Below are 14,969 nucleotides of genomic sequence, written 5' to 3'. Positions count from 1 at the left end.
TCACTTTAGTCCACGCTGTCTCGCGGTCAATCAACCGGCCTGTGCGGCGCGGCCCGGCGGGGAGAGCCCCCCTCCTCACCCTTGTGGGTTACCTCACAGTGAGCACGTGATAACGCTCTTTTTCCCATCTCACAACAAGACCGGAAACGGCGTGACCAGTAACGTCATGCCTATGACGACTTCCGCATCCTCCGCCACCAACGCGGTCACAGACCGCCTCGTCGAGGCGAACGAGCGGTACGCCGCCGCCTTCGCCGATCCCGGCATGGACGCCCGCCCCGTCCTGCACGTGGCCATCGTCGCCTGCATGGACGCCCGGCTCGACCTGCACAAGGCGCTCGGCCTGGAGCTCGGTGACTGCCACACCATCCGCAACGCGGGCGGCGTGGTCACCGACGACGTCATCCGCTCGCTCACCATCAGCCAGCGCAAGCTCGGCACCCGCAGCATCGTCCTGATCCACCACACCGGCTGCGGTCTGGAGCAGATCACCGAGGACTTCCGCACCGACCTGGAGATGGAGGTCGGCCAGCGCCCGGCCTGGGCCGTGGAGTCCTTCCGGGACGTCGACCAGGACGTACGGCAGTCCATGCAGCGGGTGCGCACCAACCCGTTCCTGCTGCACACCGACGACGTGCGCGGCTTCGTGTTCGACGTGAAGACGGGCCTGCTGCGCGAGATCGACCCTTCCTGATCGCCTTTCCGATCGCCCTCCGAAGCTGTCTTTCTGCTGTTGATTTCCGGTTCCGGGGTACTCAAAAGGTCGCAAGCCCCGACATATCGCAGGCAGTTGTCCACAGGCGAGTGACACGAATCGGTAACGGCAGCAAGAATGCGGGGGTGGACGTCGCGCGGAACCATTCACGCGTGGTGTCCGTGTTTCAGGGGTGGGCCGGTCCGCACTGCAGAGCGTCGGCCCGGAGAAAGAACGGGCCGAGGAGGGCCGGGTGACGACCTATGACGATCGAGCGAGCCTTACTGATCTGACTGCCACTGTGGAGCGAGTCCGCAGTTCGGTGGAGGGTGTGATCGAGGGCAAGCCCGAGGTCGTACGGCTTTCGCTGACCGTACTGCTCGCCGAGGGGCATCTTCTGATCGAGGATGTGCCGGGCGTGGGCAAGACCATGCTGGCCAAGGCACTGGCGCGGTCCATCGACTGCTCGGTGCGGCGTATCCAGTTCACGCCCGACCTGCTGCCCTCGGACATCACCGGTGTGTCCATCTGGGACCAGCAGCGCCGGGACTTCGAGTTCAAGCCGGGCGCGATCTTCGCGCAGATCGTGATCGGCGACGAGATCAACCGCGCCTCGCCGAAGACACAGTCGGCGCTCCTGGAGTCCATGGAGGAGCGTCAGGTCACCATCGACGGGCAGACGTACGAGCTGCCCAGTCCCTTCATGGTGGTGGCCACGCAGAACCCGGTGGAGATGGAGGGCACCTACCCGCTGCCGGAGGCCCAGCGCGACCGCTTCATGGCGCGGGTCTCCATCGGCTACCCCAGCGCGGAGGCCGAGCTGCAGATGCTCGACATCCACGGCGGGGTGAACCCGCTGGACGACCTCCAGCCGGTGGCGCACGCGCACGACATCGTGAAGCTGGTCGACGCCGTCCGCGGCGTCCATGTGGCCGACGCGGTCCGGCGGTACGCGGTCGACCTGGTCGCGGCCACCCGCAGCCACCCCGACCTGAGACTCGGCGCCTCCCCGCGTGCGACGCTGCACCTGCTGCGCGCGGCGAAGGCGTCCGCCGCTCTCAGCGGCCGGGACTACGCGCTGCCGGACGACGTGCAGGCCCTCGCCGTCGCCGTCCTGGCCCACCGGCTGCTGCCCACCGCCCAGGCCCAGCTCAACCGGCGCACCTCCGAGCAGGTCGTGCAGGAGATCCTGCAGCGCACCCCGGTGCCCCAGCAGCAGAGCGGCATCGGTCTGGGCCACGGCACGCAGACGTACGGCCAGCAGCCGCCGCGGAGGCTGTGATGACCACCGCCGCGGGGCCGGGCCAGCACTCCGAGGCAGACCGGGGCGACAAGGGCGGGGTGCGCACCGCACTGGCCGGGCTCACCACCCGCGGCCGCTCCTTCCTGGCCGCCGGCATCGCCGCAGCCATCTGCGCGTACGTCCTGGGGCAGAGCGATCTGCTCCGGGTCGGCCTGCTGCTCGCCGTGCTGCCGCTGGTCTGCGCGACCGTGCTCTACCGCACCCGCTACCGGGTCGCCGGCAGCCGCCGGCTCTCCCCCGCGCGCGTGCCCGCCGGCTCCGAGGCCCGGGTCCATCTCCGCGTGGACAACGTTTCGCGGCTGCCCACCGGCCTGCTGATGCTCCAGGACCGGGTGCCCTACGTCCTCGGCCCGCGCCCCCGCTTCGTCCTGGACCGGGTCGAGGCGGGCGGCCGCCGCGAGGTCTCCTACCGGGTCCGCTCCGACCTGCGCGGCCGCTATCCGCTGGGCCCGCTCCAGCTGCGCCTGACCGACCCGTTCGGCATGTGCGAACTGACCCGGTCCTTCTCCTCGTACGACACCCTGACGGTGATCCCGCGCGTGGAGCCGCTGCCGCCGGTGCGGTTCAGCGGTGAGGCCAAGGGGTACGGCGACGGGCGGCAGCGCTCGCTGGCGCTGGCCGGCGAGGACGACGTCATCCCGCGCGGGTACCGCTACGGCGACGATCTGCGCCGGGTGCACTGGCGGTCCACCGCGCGCTACGGCGAGCTGATGGTGCGCCGCGAGGAGCAGCCCCAGCGCTCCCGCTGCACGGTGCTGCTGGACACCCGGTCTCTCGCCTTCCGGGGCGCGGGCCCCGACTCGGCCTTCGAGTGGGCCGTCTCGGGCACCGCGTCGGCGCTGGTGCACATGCTCGAACGGGGCTTTTCCGTACGACTGTTGACGGACACCGGCAACTCGGTGCCCGGCGAGGGCGCGGACGGGTTCGCGGGCGCCAGCCAGGAGTCGGCGGACGCGGCCGGGCTGATGATGGACACCCTCGCCGTGATCGACCACTCCGACGGCACGGGCCTGTCACGGGCCTACGACGTGCTGCGCGGGGGGAACGAGGGGCTGCTGGTCGCCTTCCTCGGCGACCTCGACGAGGTACAGGCGACAGTGGCGGCCAAGATGCGCCAGCGCAGTGGCAGCGCGGTCGCCTTCCTGCTGGACAGTGACGGCTGGGTGCGGGAACCCGGCGATGCGGCACGGCCGTTGGACAGGAACGAGGAGCGGTTGCGGATGCTGCGCGAGGCGGGCTGGACGGCGCTGCGCGTGCCGCGGGGCGCGTCCTTGACCGAGCTGTGGCGCCAGGCGGACCGCGAGCGCACCGGCCTCGGTGCCACGAGCGGCGGCGGAGCCGAGGGAGGACCGGCATGAGCGGGCGGGCACGACTGGCCCTGTGCGCCTGGGCGGCCACCCTGATGGCGTCCTGCGCCATGCTCCCCCTGGTCGAGCCGGCCACCTGGATCCTGCAGGCCGGCTTCCTGCTCGGCATCCAGTCGCTGGTGGGCGCGGCGACCCGACGGGTGCCGCTGGCCCGGCCGTTGACGGTGGCCGCACAGGCCCTCGTCACGTTGATGATGCTGACGCTGGCCTTCACCCGGGAGCAGGCGCTCGGCGGGCTGGTCCCGGGTCCGGAGGCGTTCCAGCGCTTCGCCGATCTCCTCCAGCAGGGCAGCGACGACATCGCGCGGTACGCGATCCCGGCGCCGCTGGAGTCCGACGGCATCCGGCTGATGATCGTCGGCGGGGTGCTGGTCATCGGCCTCGCCGTGGACGCCCTCGCGGTGACCTTCCGCAGTGCGGCTCCGGCCGGGCTGCCGCTGCTCGCGCTGTACTCCGTCGCCGCGGGGCTGTCCGACGGCGGCTCCGACTGGCTGTGGTTCCTGGTCGCGGCGGCCGGCTATCTGACGCTGCTCCTCGCGGAGGGGCGCGACCGGCTCTCCCAGTGGGGCCGGGTCTTCGGCGGCGCGCCTCGCACCCCGGGCGGGGAATCCGGCGTGGTGGCGCCGGTCCGCACCGGGCGGCGCATCGGCGCGGTCGCACTGGGGCTCGCCCTGGTGGTGCCGGTCGCGCTGCCCGCGATGGACGGCGGCCTCCTGGACGGCGCCGGGGCGGGGGTGGGCGGTGGCAACGGCAGCGGCGGCACCATCTCCGCGGTGAACCCGCTGCTGTCCCTGCGTGACAACCTCAACCTGGACCAGGACAAGAAGGTCCTGACCCTGCGCACCAAGCCCGAGGACCAGTCCAGCCTCTATATGCGGATCGTGTCCCTGGACAAGTTCGACGGCAAGGTCTGGGAAGCGTCCAAGCGCGACATCGCCCCGGTGCCGGACGAGTTCCCCAACCCGGTCGGTCTCGGCGCAGACGTCCGCCGTGCCGAGATCACGACCCTGGTCGCGGCCGACAAGGGCTACAAGCAGGACTGGCTGCCGATGCCGTACCCGCCCAGCGGGGTGCAGATCGACGGCAACTGGCGCTACGAGCCCGAGGGCATGGCCCTCGTCGGCGACAAGGGCCAGAACACCGGCGGGTCCACGTACGAGGTCAAGAGCCTGGTCGTGCAGCCGACCGCGGAACAACTGGCCGCGGCCCCGGCGCCACCCGCGGACCTGAAGGCCTGGTACACCAAGCTGCCGAGCTCGCTGCCGCCGGTCGTGGCCAGCACCGCGCGTGAGGTCACCAAGGGCTCCGCGAACCACTACGAGCAGGCGGTCAAGCTCCAGGAGTACTTCTCCCTGACCGGCGGCTTCCAGTACGACACCCAGGTGAGCGTCGGCACCGGCTCCCGGGCCATCGCCAACTTCCTCAGGGACAAGCAGGGCTTCTGCATCCACTTCTCCTTCGCCATGGCGTCGATGGCCCGCAGCCTGGGCATTCCGGCCCGGGTGGCGGTCGGCTTCGCGCCCGGCACTCCGGAGGCCGACGGCACGGTGACGGTGGGGCTGCGGGACGCCCACGCCTGGCCCGAGCTGTACTTCGAGGGCGTGGGCTGGACCCGCTTCGAGCCCACCCCGACCCGGGGCACGCTGCCCGAGTACACCCAGACCGACAGCCCGAACACCTCCCTCCCGAGCATCGGCAGCCCGTCGTCGTCGGCGAGCACGGCGCCGTCCACCTCCGCCTCGGCGAGCGAGAGCTGCTCGGCGGAGCAGAAGAAGCTGGACGCGTGCCCGAGCGAGTCCTCCGCGGCCCTGCCCGTCACGGAGGACGACGGGCCGAAGTGGTACGTCGTGCTGGCATGGGCCCTCGGCGGGCTGGCCGCCCTGGTGATCCCGCTGGCGCCGATGCTGTGGCGGCGGCGCGTCCGGGCGACCCGGCTGGGCGCGCACGGCCGCGGTGAGGCGGACGTCGCGCCCCACACCCTGGCGGTCTGGCTGGAACTGACCGATACGGCATGGGACTTCGGAATCCTGCCGGACGATTCACAGACCCCGCGCAAGGCCGCGGCCCGGATCGTCAGACTCGGCCATCTCGACCCGGCGGCCGCTGCCGCGGTCCACCGGGTGGCGGACGCCGTGGAGCAGGTCCTCTACGCACCGCGGCCGCGCCCGACGGCGGGGCTGGCGGAGGACGTCCGGCGGGCGATCGCCGGCCTCGCCGATCCGGCACCCCGCGGCACGGAACTGCGGGCGATGTTCGCCCCGCGTTCCACCGTGCGGGTGGTGTGGGCGTTCTCGGAGTGGTGGAACGGCGTGACGGCCCGGGCGGCGGCGGCCAGACCGACGCTGCGCAAGCCGTCGGGCCAGCAGGGCTGAGCCTTCGGAGCCCGTGGCCTTCGGAGCAATGGCTGAGGCCCCGATCCATGTGAGCGGATCGGGGCCTCAAGCGTTGCGCGGGCCGGGATCTCCGCCACCCGCCGACGGGCAGCGAGGGGGCGTACGGAACCGCGAAGAGGGCGTGCGTGAGGGGGTGACCACCCGCCGGGCGGTCACCCCCTCAGCATCAGCTGCTGGTCGAGCTAATGGCCGCCCTGTTCATCGCGGCGCTTCTGCCAGCGCTGCTCGATGCGGTCCATCATGGAGCGCTTCTGCCTGGTCTGACGGCGAGCGTGGGGGGCACCGGCCGCGGGCTGCTCGCCCGGCTTGGGAGCCTTGCGCCAACCGGTCACGGCGAGTACCGCACAGCCCAGCATGACGAGGAAGCCCACCACACTGAGCCACACCTGCTTGGCGACCATACCGGCCATGAGGAGCGCGATACCCACGAGGAAGCCCGCGACCGCCTGGTAGACCCGTCGCCGGGTGTACGTGCGCAGCCCGCTTCCCTCAAGCGCTGTCGCGAACTTGGGATCTTCGGCGTACAGCGCTCGCTCCATTTGCTCGAGCATTCGCTGCTCGTGCTCCGAGAGCGGCACGGAGTCCTCCTCATCGTGCAGTCGCCGGGGCGACTAGGGGGTCCCTTCAGGATAGGCAGGGAATCGCCCCCGTGAAACCCGCCCCTCTACGCCAATTGGCCAACCGGGATTCCGCCATGAACGTCCCGGCCCGCTAGATCTTGCATTCCCCAGCGGCCGGCCCGTCATGCCGGACGGTCTCCCTCGATCATACGGCGCCGACCGCCCGATCGGGGGGCCTGTGGCGTACTCCATCTGCACCCAAGTCCCTGATCAGCGCCGCACCAGCGGAGTCGTCTCAGGCCTCTGCGGTCCCTCGGGTCTCACCGAGCACATGAAGCTGCGTGGCCACGGAGTGGAAGGCGGGGAGTTCGGCCGCCGCCTCCTCCAGCTTGAGCAGGGCCTCCAGGGCGCCGGGCTCGGTGTCGACCAGCACTCCGGGGACCAGGTCGGCGAAGACCCGTACGCCGTGCACGGCGGCGACCGTCAGGCCCGCGCCCTCGACCAGCTCGGTGAGCTGGTCGGTGGTGAAACGGCGCGGCACGGGGTCGCCGGTGCCCCATCGGCCGTTCGGGTCGTCGAGGGCCTGCTTGGCCTCCTTGAAGTGACCGGCGAGGGCGCGGGCGAGCACGGCGCCGCCGAGGCCGGCGGCGAGGAGGCTGAGGACGCCCTCGGGACGCAGGGCGGCCACCACGTTGCGGATGCCCTCGGCCGGGTCGTCGACGTACTCCAGCACGCCGTGGCACAGCACCGCGTCGTAGGCACCGCGCTCGACCACGTCGAACAGGCCGTGGGCGTCGCCCTGGACACCCTGGACCCGGTCGGCGACTCCGGCCTCGGCGGCGCGGCGCTCCAGGGCGAACAGCGCGTTGGGGCTGGGGTCGACGACGGTGACACGGTGGCCGAGCCGGGCGACGGGCACGGCGAAGTTACCGCTGCCGCCCCCGGTGTCCAGGATGTCGAGCGACTCCTGGCCCGTGGCCTTGACCCGCCGTTCAAGGGCCTCCTGGAGGACCTCCCAGACCACGGCGGTACGGAGAGAGGCGCGGGGTCGCAGTGGGTCCGACACGGCAGTTGACTCCTCGGCGCGGCACCGCCTCTTGCGCGGCGGGGCGAACGGGCTGCCCGCCCCTCCGGGGTACCGGCGGGGAAGGCTTCAGGCGCCCTCCACCCTATTGCCTCGGATGCCTCACCCGGCCACCACGGCCAGCGGCCCGACCCCACGTCTCATACGGCGGACCTCTAGATGTCCGCAGGCGGGGCACGGGGAGTCGGTGAGGGGTTCGCGAGGAGTCCGCGACCCTCGCCCGAGCGGACCTCCAGGCGCCCGGAGGGCGCACGCCCCCGCCGGCGCACGGCTAGGCGCCGACAGGTACCCCGGCCGCCAGGGCCCCGTGGGCAGGCACCCCCGGTCTCCAGGCACCCCTGACCGGCGCACAACCCGGCCGTGTAGGGGCCGTCAGCCCGCGTCCGGCATGTCCCGGCCCGTGTCGTGCTCGCCCGGGTCCGGCTGGTCCATGTCCTGGCGGGGCTGGGGCAGGACCGGTTGGAGGACGAGCATGCGTTCGACGAGGCGCAGGAACATCGCCACGTCGCGTATGAGGTCGTCGGCGTCCCGGCGGCTGGCCGCGCCCTGGATACCCGCCTCGGCCCGGGCGCGGCGCCGGGCGCCGGAGGCGAACAGCGCGCTCCACTCGGCGAGCTCGGGCGCTATCTCGGGGAGCACTTCCCAGGCGCTCCGGATCTTGGCCCGGCGTCGGGACGTGGGCTCGGGGCGCCCTCGTGCGGCGAGCACGGCGGCGGCGGTGCGCAGGGCGGCGAGGTGGGCCGTGGCATAGCGCTCGTTCGGAGTCTCCAGGACGGCGGCCTCGTCGAGTCCGGCACGGGCCTGGGCGAGCAGGTCGAGGGCGGCGGGCGGGGCCGTGGACCGGCGGAGCACGGGGTGCACGTCGCTCGCCGGACCGGTCAGTGAGGGGGCAGGGCCGGTGGCGCGGCGCCGGCGGGCGGCTGCGGCGTGATAGCTGGCCATGACGAACCTCCTGTCGTCTGTGTGACGGCACGTCCCGTTACGGGATGCCGTATGTGCCCATCGTGAGGTATGGCACTGACAATCCGTTCTGACCTGCGCCTTTGCTTCGATCGAAGGTTCGGGTTACTTTTTGCACTGACCAGTCAGTTCAAAAACTCCGGTAGTTCTTCCGGCAGTTCGGAGATTCAGGGGGTGGGCTGTGGACGGAGTCGCCGTCACAGCCGAGGGGTTCGGGCTCAAGGGGCCGCGTGGATGGGCGTTCCGCGGGATCGACCTCGACGCGGCGCCCGGTTCGCTGATCGCGGTCGAAGGGCCGTCGGGATCGGGCCGTACCTGTCTGCTGCTCGCGCTCACCGGGCGGATGAAGGCGTCCGAGGGGACGGCGGCCGTGGGCGGGGCGCGGTTGCCGAAGCACCTGGGGGCGGTGCGGCGGGTGAGCGCCGTGGCCCACGTCGCCGGTGTCACCGACCTCGACCCGGCCCTGACCGTCGGGGAGCACCTGCGGGAACGGGCGCTGCTGCAGCGGCGGTTCGGGGACTCGCTGCGGGGGCTGCTGCGGCCGCGAGCCGAGCGCGCCGCCGAGGCAAAGCTGCGCATCGACACCGCCCTGACCGCCGCCGGACTCGACCGGGAGTCCCTGCCCAAGGGCTCGCGGACCGCCGTACGCGATCTGGAGCGGGTGGAGGCGCTGCGGCTGTCCGTCGCGCTGGCGCTGATCGGGCGTCCGTCGCTGCTCGGGATCGATGACACCGATCTGAAGCTGTCGGACGCCGAACGGGCGGAGGTCTGGGCGCTGTTGAGGTCGATCGCCGAGGCGGGGACCACGGTGGTGGCGGTGTGCAGCGAGGCTCCCGAGGACGCCGTGAAGGTGTCCACACAGGGCTTCGCCCAGGACTCACCCGAGGGCTCCGCCCCGGGGGCCGCCACCGAGGACACCACCGAAGAGGCCGCCCAAGACACCACCGAAGACGCCACCCAGGACTCCACCCAGGACTCCGACGAGGAGAAGGAGGACGGCGATGCGATCGCCGCGACTGGCCGCGCTTGAGCTGCGGCGGTTCGGCAGGGGGAAGCTGCCGCGCGCCGCTCTGGTCGCGCTGCTGGTGCTGCCGCTGCTGTACGGCGCTCTCTACCTGTGGTCGTTCTGGGACCCGTACGGCCGGCTCGACCGCATCCCCGTGGCCCTCGTGAACGACGACAAGGGGGCGACCGCCGAGGGGAAGAAGCTCGCGGTGGGTGACGACATCGTGAAGGGGCTGCGGGACAGCGACGTCTTCGAGTGGCACGAGGTGAGTGCCGCCGAGGCACGCGCGCGCGTGGAGGACGGCACGTACTACCTGTCGCTCACCGTGCCGGCCGACTTCAGCGCGCGGATCGCGTCCAACGCGGGCGACTCCCCCGAGACGGGTGCGCTTCAGGTGCGGACGAACGACGCGAACAACTACATCGTCGGCCAGATCTCGCGCACGGTCTTCAGCGAGGTGCGCCAGGCCGCGTCCACGAAGGCGTCGCGGTCCTTCCTGGACCGGATCTTCATCTCGTTCTCCGACATCCATGGCGCGACGGTCAAGGCGGCCAAGGGCGCGGACAAGCTGGAGGGCGGCATCGGCAAGGCCGAGAAGGGGTCGAAAGATCTCGCCGACGGGCTGAAGGACGCCAAGAGCGGCAGCGGCAAGCTGTCCAAGGGGATCACGAAGCTCGACGCGGGCGCGGGCGACCTGGAGGACGGCTCGCAGCAGGTCGCGGAGGGCACGCAGACGCTCGCCGACAAGGTCAACGGGGTCGCCGCGAAGGTCGGCCCGTTCCTTGAGGACAACGAGAAGACGATCGGTGACACCGCCCAGCTCGTCGCGGATTCCAGCAAGGCGATCCGCAAGCATCTGGGCACCCTGGTGAAGACGGCACCGGCCGCCGCCGAGGGCGCGCGTACGGCGTCCGACACGCTGAACGACGTCTACAAGGCGCGCTGCGAGAACCCCGTACTGCCCGACGCGGCCTGCCCGGACCTGGAGAAGGCCAAGGACGCGGCCGCCGATGTGGCGACCGTCGCCGATGACATCAACACCCTCGTGGGCGACCAGGACGGCGATCTGAAGAAGCTCGACAAGAACCTGGCGACCCTGCAGAAGCAGGCCCAGGCGCTGGCCGACCGGGCGCCGCATCTCTCCGAGGACCTCGACGACGCCGTCTCCAAGATCAACGACCTGAACGCGGGCGCGGGCAAGGTCGCCGCGGGCGCCAAGAAGCTGCACACGGGCCTCGGTACGGCCGAGACCGGCGCCGGCGACCTGGACGAGGGGGTCGGCGAGCTCAAGACCGGCGCCGAGGATCTGAACGGCGGCATGTACAAGCTCGTCGACGGCTCCGGGAAGCTCTCGGACGGACTGCACGACGGCGCGGAGCAGATCCCCGACTACGACAAGGCCGACCGCGACCAGCGCACCGGCGTGATGGCCGACCCCGTCCAGCTGGTCTCCAGGGATCTGCACAAGGCGCCCAACTACGGCACCGGATTCGCCCCGTACTTCATCCCGCTCTCCCTGTGGGTGGGCGCCATGGTGGCGTACATGCTGATGGCGCCCATGAACCGGCGTGCGCTCGCCGCGGGCGCCCCCGCGTGGCGGATCGCGCTGGCGGGCTGGCTGCCGGTGGTGGCGGTCGGGGTGCTGCAGACGGTGGCCCTGATGTCGGTGCTGCACTGGGCGATCGGCCTGCAGATGGTGCGGGCGGCCGGAACCGTGGGCTTCCTGTTCCTGGTCACGGCGTGCTTCGCGGCGATCGTGCAGTGGCTGAACGCCCGCTTCGGGGCGGCGGGCCGGATCCTCGTGCTCGCCTTCCTGATGCTCCAGCTGACGTCCGCGGGCGGCACCTACCCCGTGCAGACCAGCCCGGGCTTCTTCAACGCGCTCCACCCCTTCCTGCCGATGAGCTACGTCGTGGAGGCGCTGCGCCGGCTCATCACGGGCGGTGGTCTCGGTCCGGTGTGGCACGCGTGCGTGGTGCTCGTCGCCTTCACCGCGGGTGCCCTCGCGCTGACCGCGGTCTCGGCCCGCCGCCGCCAGGTGTGGACGCTCGACCGACTGCACCCGGAGCTGAGCCTGTGACCTCGACGACCTCCGGGTCCCCGGTTGCTGTGAGAATCGGGACCATGGAAAGCAGCAGCGGCAGTACGCGCCGCGAGGCCACCCGGCAGAAGCTCTACGAGGCGGCCGTGACACTCATCGCGGAGCAGGGCTTCTCCGCCACGACGGTCGACGAGATCGCCGAGCGGGCCGGGGTGGCGAAGGGCACGGTCTACTACAACTTCGCGAGCAAGTCGGTCCTCTTCGAGGAGCTGCTGCGGCACGGTGTGGGACTGCTGACCGCCTCCCTGAAGGAGGCGGCGGAGCGGACCGAGGCGGGGGGCGGCAGCAAGACGGACGCCCTGGACGCGATGATCCGGGCGGGCCTGGTCTTCATCGACCGCTATCCGGCCTTCACCCAGCTGTACGTGGCCGAGCTGTGGCGCACCAACCGGGCCTGGCAGTCCACGCTCATGGTGGTGCGCCAGCAGGCGGTGGCGGTCGTCGAGGGCGTGCTGGTCGAGGGCATCGAGAACGGCGAGTTCCACGAGGCGATCGATGTCTCGCTGACCGCGTCCGCGCTGGTCGGCATGGTGCTGGTGGCCGCGCTGGACTGGAAAGCGTTCCAGCCGGAGCGCACCTTGGACGATGTGCACTCGGCGCTGTCCCGGCTGCTGCAGGGGCGGGTGAGCGGCCGTGGCTGAGACGGTGGTGGGCTCTGGAAACGCGGGTACGCGCGCGTAGACAGACGAAAGCGCCGGTCCGATGTGGCCGCGTCCCCCGCGGGCCACCTCGAACCGGCGCCTTCTCGTGCTCCCCCGTTTCCCCCGTGTTCCCCCGTGTTCCCCCGTGTTCCCCCGTACCCCCTGTGTTCCCCCGTTGGACCCCCGTTCGGTCGTTCCCCCGGGTCCCCCGTGCCTCGCTCCCGCCGACTCGCGTCGGCGGAAGGAGCGGATCGGGGGCGGCTCCGATTCCGGCGCCCCGTGTCGCCGGTTCCGGAGCCGTTCCCCTTCTCCGTGGCTCCACTCTCTCGTTCGCGCAGGTCGGCCCCCATCCGCGCGCGTACTCATCTCACCCACTAGGTACGCATACTCAGAAGTACGCACTCAGACCCAGGACGCCCCGTTGCCCAGTGGTTACGATCGCGTCCGTGTCGGTACTCCCTCTCGTCTTCACCAGCGGCTGGGCCAGCGGAATCAACGCGTACGCCGTCGTGCTGCTCCTCGGCGTCTTCGGCGCCACCGGAGTGAGCGACGACGTCCCCGAGACGCTCCAGCGCCCTGAGGTCCTCGTCACAGCGGGCGTGCTGTTCCTGTGCGAAGCGGTCGCGGACAAGATCCCGTACGTCGACTCGGCGTGGGACTCGGTCCACACGGTGATCCGCCCTGCCGCAGGCGCTTGGGTCGGGGCCGTGCTCGCCGGGCAGAGCGGCTCGCTCAACGACGTGGCCGCGGGTCTCCTCGGCGGTTCGACGGCGCTGGCCAGCCATGCCGTCAAGGCCGGGACGCGGATGGCGGTCAACAGCTCGCCTGAGCCGTTCAGCAATGTGATCGTGAGCCTGGCCGAGGATCTCGGGGTCGGCGGGATCATCACGTTCGCCATATTCAATCCGCAGGCGGCGGCGATCATCGCGGCCGTACTGCTCATCGGCGGCCTGGTGATACTCGTCTTCCTGATCTCCCGGATCCGAAGGTTCCTGCGCCGCCGGGCCCAACGGCGGGAGGAGAAACGGCTCGCGGGCCGGACGGGCCACCCACCGGGCTGGTGAACCCCGGCGGGCCGGTCGTGCTGCCCGACGCCAGGTCGACGCACTCCCGTCGACCTCAGCGGTGCCCCCGCCCCCCGGCCCCGGCATGGACTGTCAGTGGCGGCGGATAAAGTCGCAGGCATGGCACGGATTGCGGTGATCGGCGCCGGGATGGGCGCGATGGCGGCCGCTGCCCGGCTGGCCGTCGCGGGCCACCGGGTGGCGGTGTACGAGCGTACGGAGACGTACGGCGGTGCGGTGCGCCGTCTCGAGCGCGACGGGTTCGCCTTCGACACCGGCCCGGGGCTCCTCCCGCTGCCCGCGGTCCACCGCGATCTGTTCATCAAGACCGGCAAGGAGCCGCTGGAGTCGGTCGTCGAGCTGGTCCAGGTCGACCCGTCGTCGCGGCACGTCTTCGCGGACGGCACGCAGGTGTCGCTGCCGAACGCCTCTCGCGCGGGCGTCGTCTCGGCGCTGGACGAGGCACTGGGCTCCGGCGCCGGCGACCGCTGGGGCGACTTCCTGGTCCGGGCCCGAGAGGCCTGGGACCGCACCCGCAGACCGCTCCTGGAAGAGCCCCTCTGGCCCAACTGGTCGGTGCTGGCCGGCCGTGAGCCCTATCCGTCGGTCCCCCACAAGAAGCTGCTGCGCACCCGCCGGGCCAGCACGCTCGCCGAGGTCGGCGCCTGGGAGCTGCGCGACCCGAGGCTCGTCGCCCTGCTGGAGAGCCACGCGCTCGCATACGGTCTGGACCCCCGGGTCGCCCCGGCGAGCGCTGCGGTGCTGCCGTACATGGAGCACGCCTTCGGTACCTGGTATGTCCGGGGCGGCCTGCGGGAGTTGGCGCGCGCGGTGTACGAGCGGTGCGTGGCGCGCAGGGTGGAGTTCCACTTCGGCGCCGAGGTCGCGGGGGTGCTGGAGAAGGAGGGCCGGGCGGCGGGTCTCGAGCTGGCCGACGGGACGGTGGCGGAGGCGGACTTCGTCGTCGGCACCGGACCCTGGCGACTGGGCGATCTGACGCGCGGGCGTGAGCTGTACGGCGCCGAGGCCGTGAGCCCGAGCCCCGAGGGCATGTCCCCGGGCCGGGTCGTGGTCTGTCTGGCGCTGCGCGGGGCCCGTGAGGCCGGGGCCGCGCATCGCACGGTCGTGCACACCCCGGACCGGGAGGCCGAGTTGGGCGCCTTCGGGCTGGGCGAGCCGCCCGCGGACCCGACCGTCCGGATCGACCGTCCGGACGACCCGGCGCTGCGCCCCGACGAGGGACACGAGTCCGTGGTGCTCACGGCGACGGTGCCGTCCCAGACGCGGTACGACTGGACGGCCGCCGGTGCCGCCGACGCCTTCGCCGACCGGATGGTCGCCGCCGCCGAGCGCGCGGTCCCGGGGTTGCGCGGGCGGACCCTGTGGCGCGAGGTCCGTACGCCGGTGCACACGCGGGAGGAGACGGGCGCCGAGGGCGGTGGCGTCCCCGCACCCGCGCTGGCCGCGGCTGAGGGCACCTTCCTGCACCCGTCCAACCGGACGGAGATACCGGGCCTGTTCACCGTGGGCGGCTGGTCCCACCCGGGCGGCGGCCTCCCGCACGCCGGGATGTCGGGCGCGCTGGTGGCGGGGCTGATCGTGGAGGGTCCGGAGTTCCGGGGCTCTCAGTGACCGCCGGGGTTCGGTGCCACTCCGGGACTCGGTGACACGGGGCGCGCGCTGACGGCGCCACCCGGTCAGTGACGGCTGCGGCTTCCGGTCACGGCCACGTGGATGTGGTCACCGGCGGCCGCGTCGCGAGTGACGCCCGCATCCACGCGGGGCCCGCGTCCCTC

Annotated in this window: 12 protein-coding genes; 9 read left to right on the top strand and 3 right to left on the bottom strand. The window is 71.9% G+C overall.

Annotated features, from left to right (window positions below):
* Positions 1-166 precede the first annotated feature (166 nt).
* The 4 genes from PH203_RS02870 (at position 167) to PH203_RS02855 (ending at position 5,736) form a co-directional block, all read left to right on the top strand.
* Positions 167-694, top strand: a complete 528-nt coding sequence (locus tag PH203_RS02870; RefSeq protein ID WP_289915668.1) for a carbonic anhydrase — start codon at positions 167-169, stop codon at positions 692-694.
* A 253-nt stretch (positions 695-947) separates the two neighbouring features.
* Positions 948-1,976, top strand: coding sequence for a MoxR family ATPase (locus PH203_RS02865; RefSeq protein WP_289915666.1), 1,029 nt, complete (start codon positions 948-950; stop codon positions 1,974-1,976).
* The gene (locus PH203_RS02860) at positions 1,976-3,355 is read left to right on the top strand and encodes a DUF58 domain-containing protein (protein WP_289915664.1); all 1,380 of its coding nucleotides are present in this window, start codon (positions 1,976-1,978) and stop codon (positions 3,353-3,355) included. Before PH203_RS02865 ends, PH203_RS02860 begins: the two co-directional genes overlap by 1 nt.
* On the top strand, positions 3,352-5,736 hold the full coding sequence (locus tag PH203_RS02855) for a DUF3488 and transglutaminase-like domain-containing protein (protein ID WP_289915661.1): 2,385 nt from the start codon (positions 3,352-3,354) through the stop codon (positions 5,734-5,736). The genes PH203_RS02860 and PH203_RS02855 overlap by 4 nt, the downstream gene beginning before the upstream one ends.
* Before the next feature lie 203 nt (positions 5,737-5,939).
* On the opposite strand, the gene PH203_RS02850 is transcribed toward PH203_RS02855, so the two are convergent.
* The 3 genes from PH203_RS02850 to PH203_RS02840 form a co-directional block, all read right to left on the bottom strand.
* Entirely contained in the window at positions 5,940-6,335 is a 396-nt protein-coding gene (locus PH203_RS02850; RefSeq protein WP_289915658.1) for a DUF3040 domain-containing protein, read from the bottom strand.
* Positions 6,336-6,612: 277 nt separating this feature from the next.
* A complete protein-coding gene (locus PH203_RS02845; RefSeq protein WP_289915656.1) occupies positions 6,613-7,383 on the bottom strand; it encodes a methyltransferase in 771 nt (256 codons plus the stop codon).
* Positions 7,384-7,773: 390 nt separating this feature from the next.
* Positions 7,774-8,343, bottom strand: a complete 570-nt coding sequence (locus PH203_RS02840; protein WP_289915654.1) for an SAV_6107 family HEPN domain-containing protein — start codon at positions 8,341-8,343, stop codon at positions 7,774-7,776.
* Positions 8,344-8,542: 199 nt separating this feature from the next.
* Here PH203_RS02840 and PH203_RS02835 point away from each other — a divergent pair, with 199 nt between their 5' ends.
* The 5 genes from PH203_RS02835 (at position 8,543) to PH203_RS02815 (ending at position 14,805) form a co-directional block, all read left to right on the top strand.
* A complete protein-coding gene (locus PH203_RS02835; RefSeq protein ID WP_289915653.1) occupies positions 8,543-9,391 on the top strand; it encodes an ATP-binding cassette domain-containing protein in 849 nt (282 codons plus the stop codon).
* Complete coding sequence (locus PH203_RS02830; protein WP_289915651.1) at positions 9,363-11,447, top strand: YhgE/Pip domain-containing protein; 2,085 nt, start codon at positions 9,363-9,365, stop codon at positions 11,445-11,447. The genes PH203_RS02835 and PH203_RS02830 overlap by 29 nt, the downstream gene beginning before the upstream one ends.
* A 44-nt stretch (positions 11,448-11,491) precedes the next feature.
* Positions 11,492-12,109: a TetR/AcrR family transcriptional regulator gene (locus PH203_RS02825; protein WP_289915649.1), complete on the top strand. Its 618-nt coding sequence runs from the start codon at positions 11,492-11,494 to the stop codon at positions 12,107-12,109.
* A gap of 446 nt (positions 12,110-12,555) precedes the next feature.
* The gene (locus PH203_RS02820; RefSeq protein ID WP_289915648.1) at positions 12,556-13,173 is read left to right on the top strand and encodes a DUF4126 domain-containing protein; all 618 of its coding nucleotides are present in this window, start codon (positions 12,556-12,558) and stop codon (positions 13,171-13,173) included.
* A 120-nt stretch (positions 13,174-13,293) separates the two neighbouring features.
* Positions 13,294-14,805, top strand: a complete 1,512-nt coding sequence (locus tag PH203_RS02815; RefSeq protein ID WP_289915646.1) for an NAD(P)/FAD-dependent oxidoreductase — start codon at positions 13,294-13,296, stop codon at positions 14,803-14,805.
* Positions 14,806-14,969 lie beyond the last annotated feature (164 nt).

It is taken from the genome of Streptomyces sp. S.PB5 (genome assembly GCF_030403745.1).
Lineage (GTDB): Bacteria > Actinomycetota > Actinomycetes > Streptomycetales > Streptomycetaceae > Streptomyces.
This window is presented reverse-complemented; position numbering and strand designations above follow the sequence as displayed.

Coding starts and splice junctions, on each gene's coding strand:
- PH203_RS02870 (WP_289915668.1), top strand. CDS start 167: ATGCCTATGACGACTTCCGCATCCTCCGCCACCAACGCGGTCACAGAC.
- PH203_RS02860 (WP_289915664.1), top strand. CDS start 1,976: ATGACCACCGCCGCGGGGCCGGGCCAGCACTCCGAGGCAGACCGGGGC.
- PH203_RS02855 (WP_289915661.1), top strand. CDS start 3,352: ATGAGCGGGCGGGCACGACTGGCCCTGTGCGCCTGGGCGGCCACCCTG.
- PH203_RS02840 (WP_289915654.1), bottom strand. CDS start 8,343: ATGGCCAGCTATCACGCCGCAGCCGCCCGCCGGCGCCGCGCCACCGGC.
- PH203_RS02830 (WP_289915651.1), top strand. CDS start 9,363: ATGCGATCGCCGCGACTGGCCGCGCTTGAGCTGCGGCGGTTCGGCAGG.
- PH203_RS02825 (WP_289915649.1), top strand. CDS start 11,492: ATGGAAAGCAGCAGCGGCAGTACGCGCCGCGAGGCCACCCGGCAGAAG.
- PH203_RS02815 (WP_289915646.1), top strand. CDS start 13,294: ATGGCACGGATTGCGGTGATCGGCGCCGGGATGGGCGCGATGGCGGCC.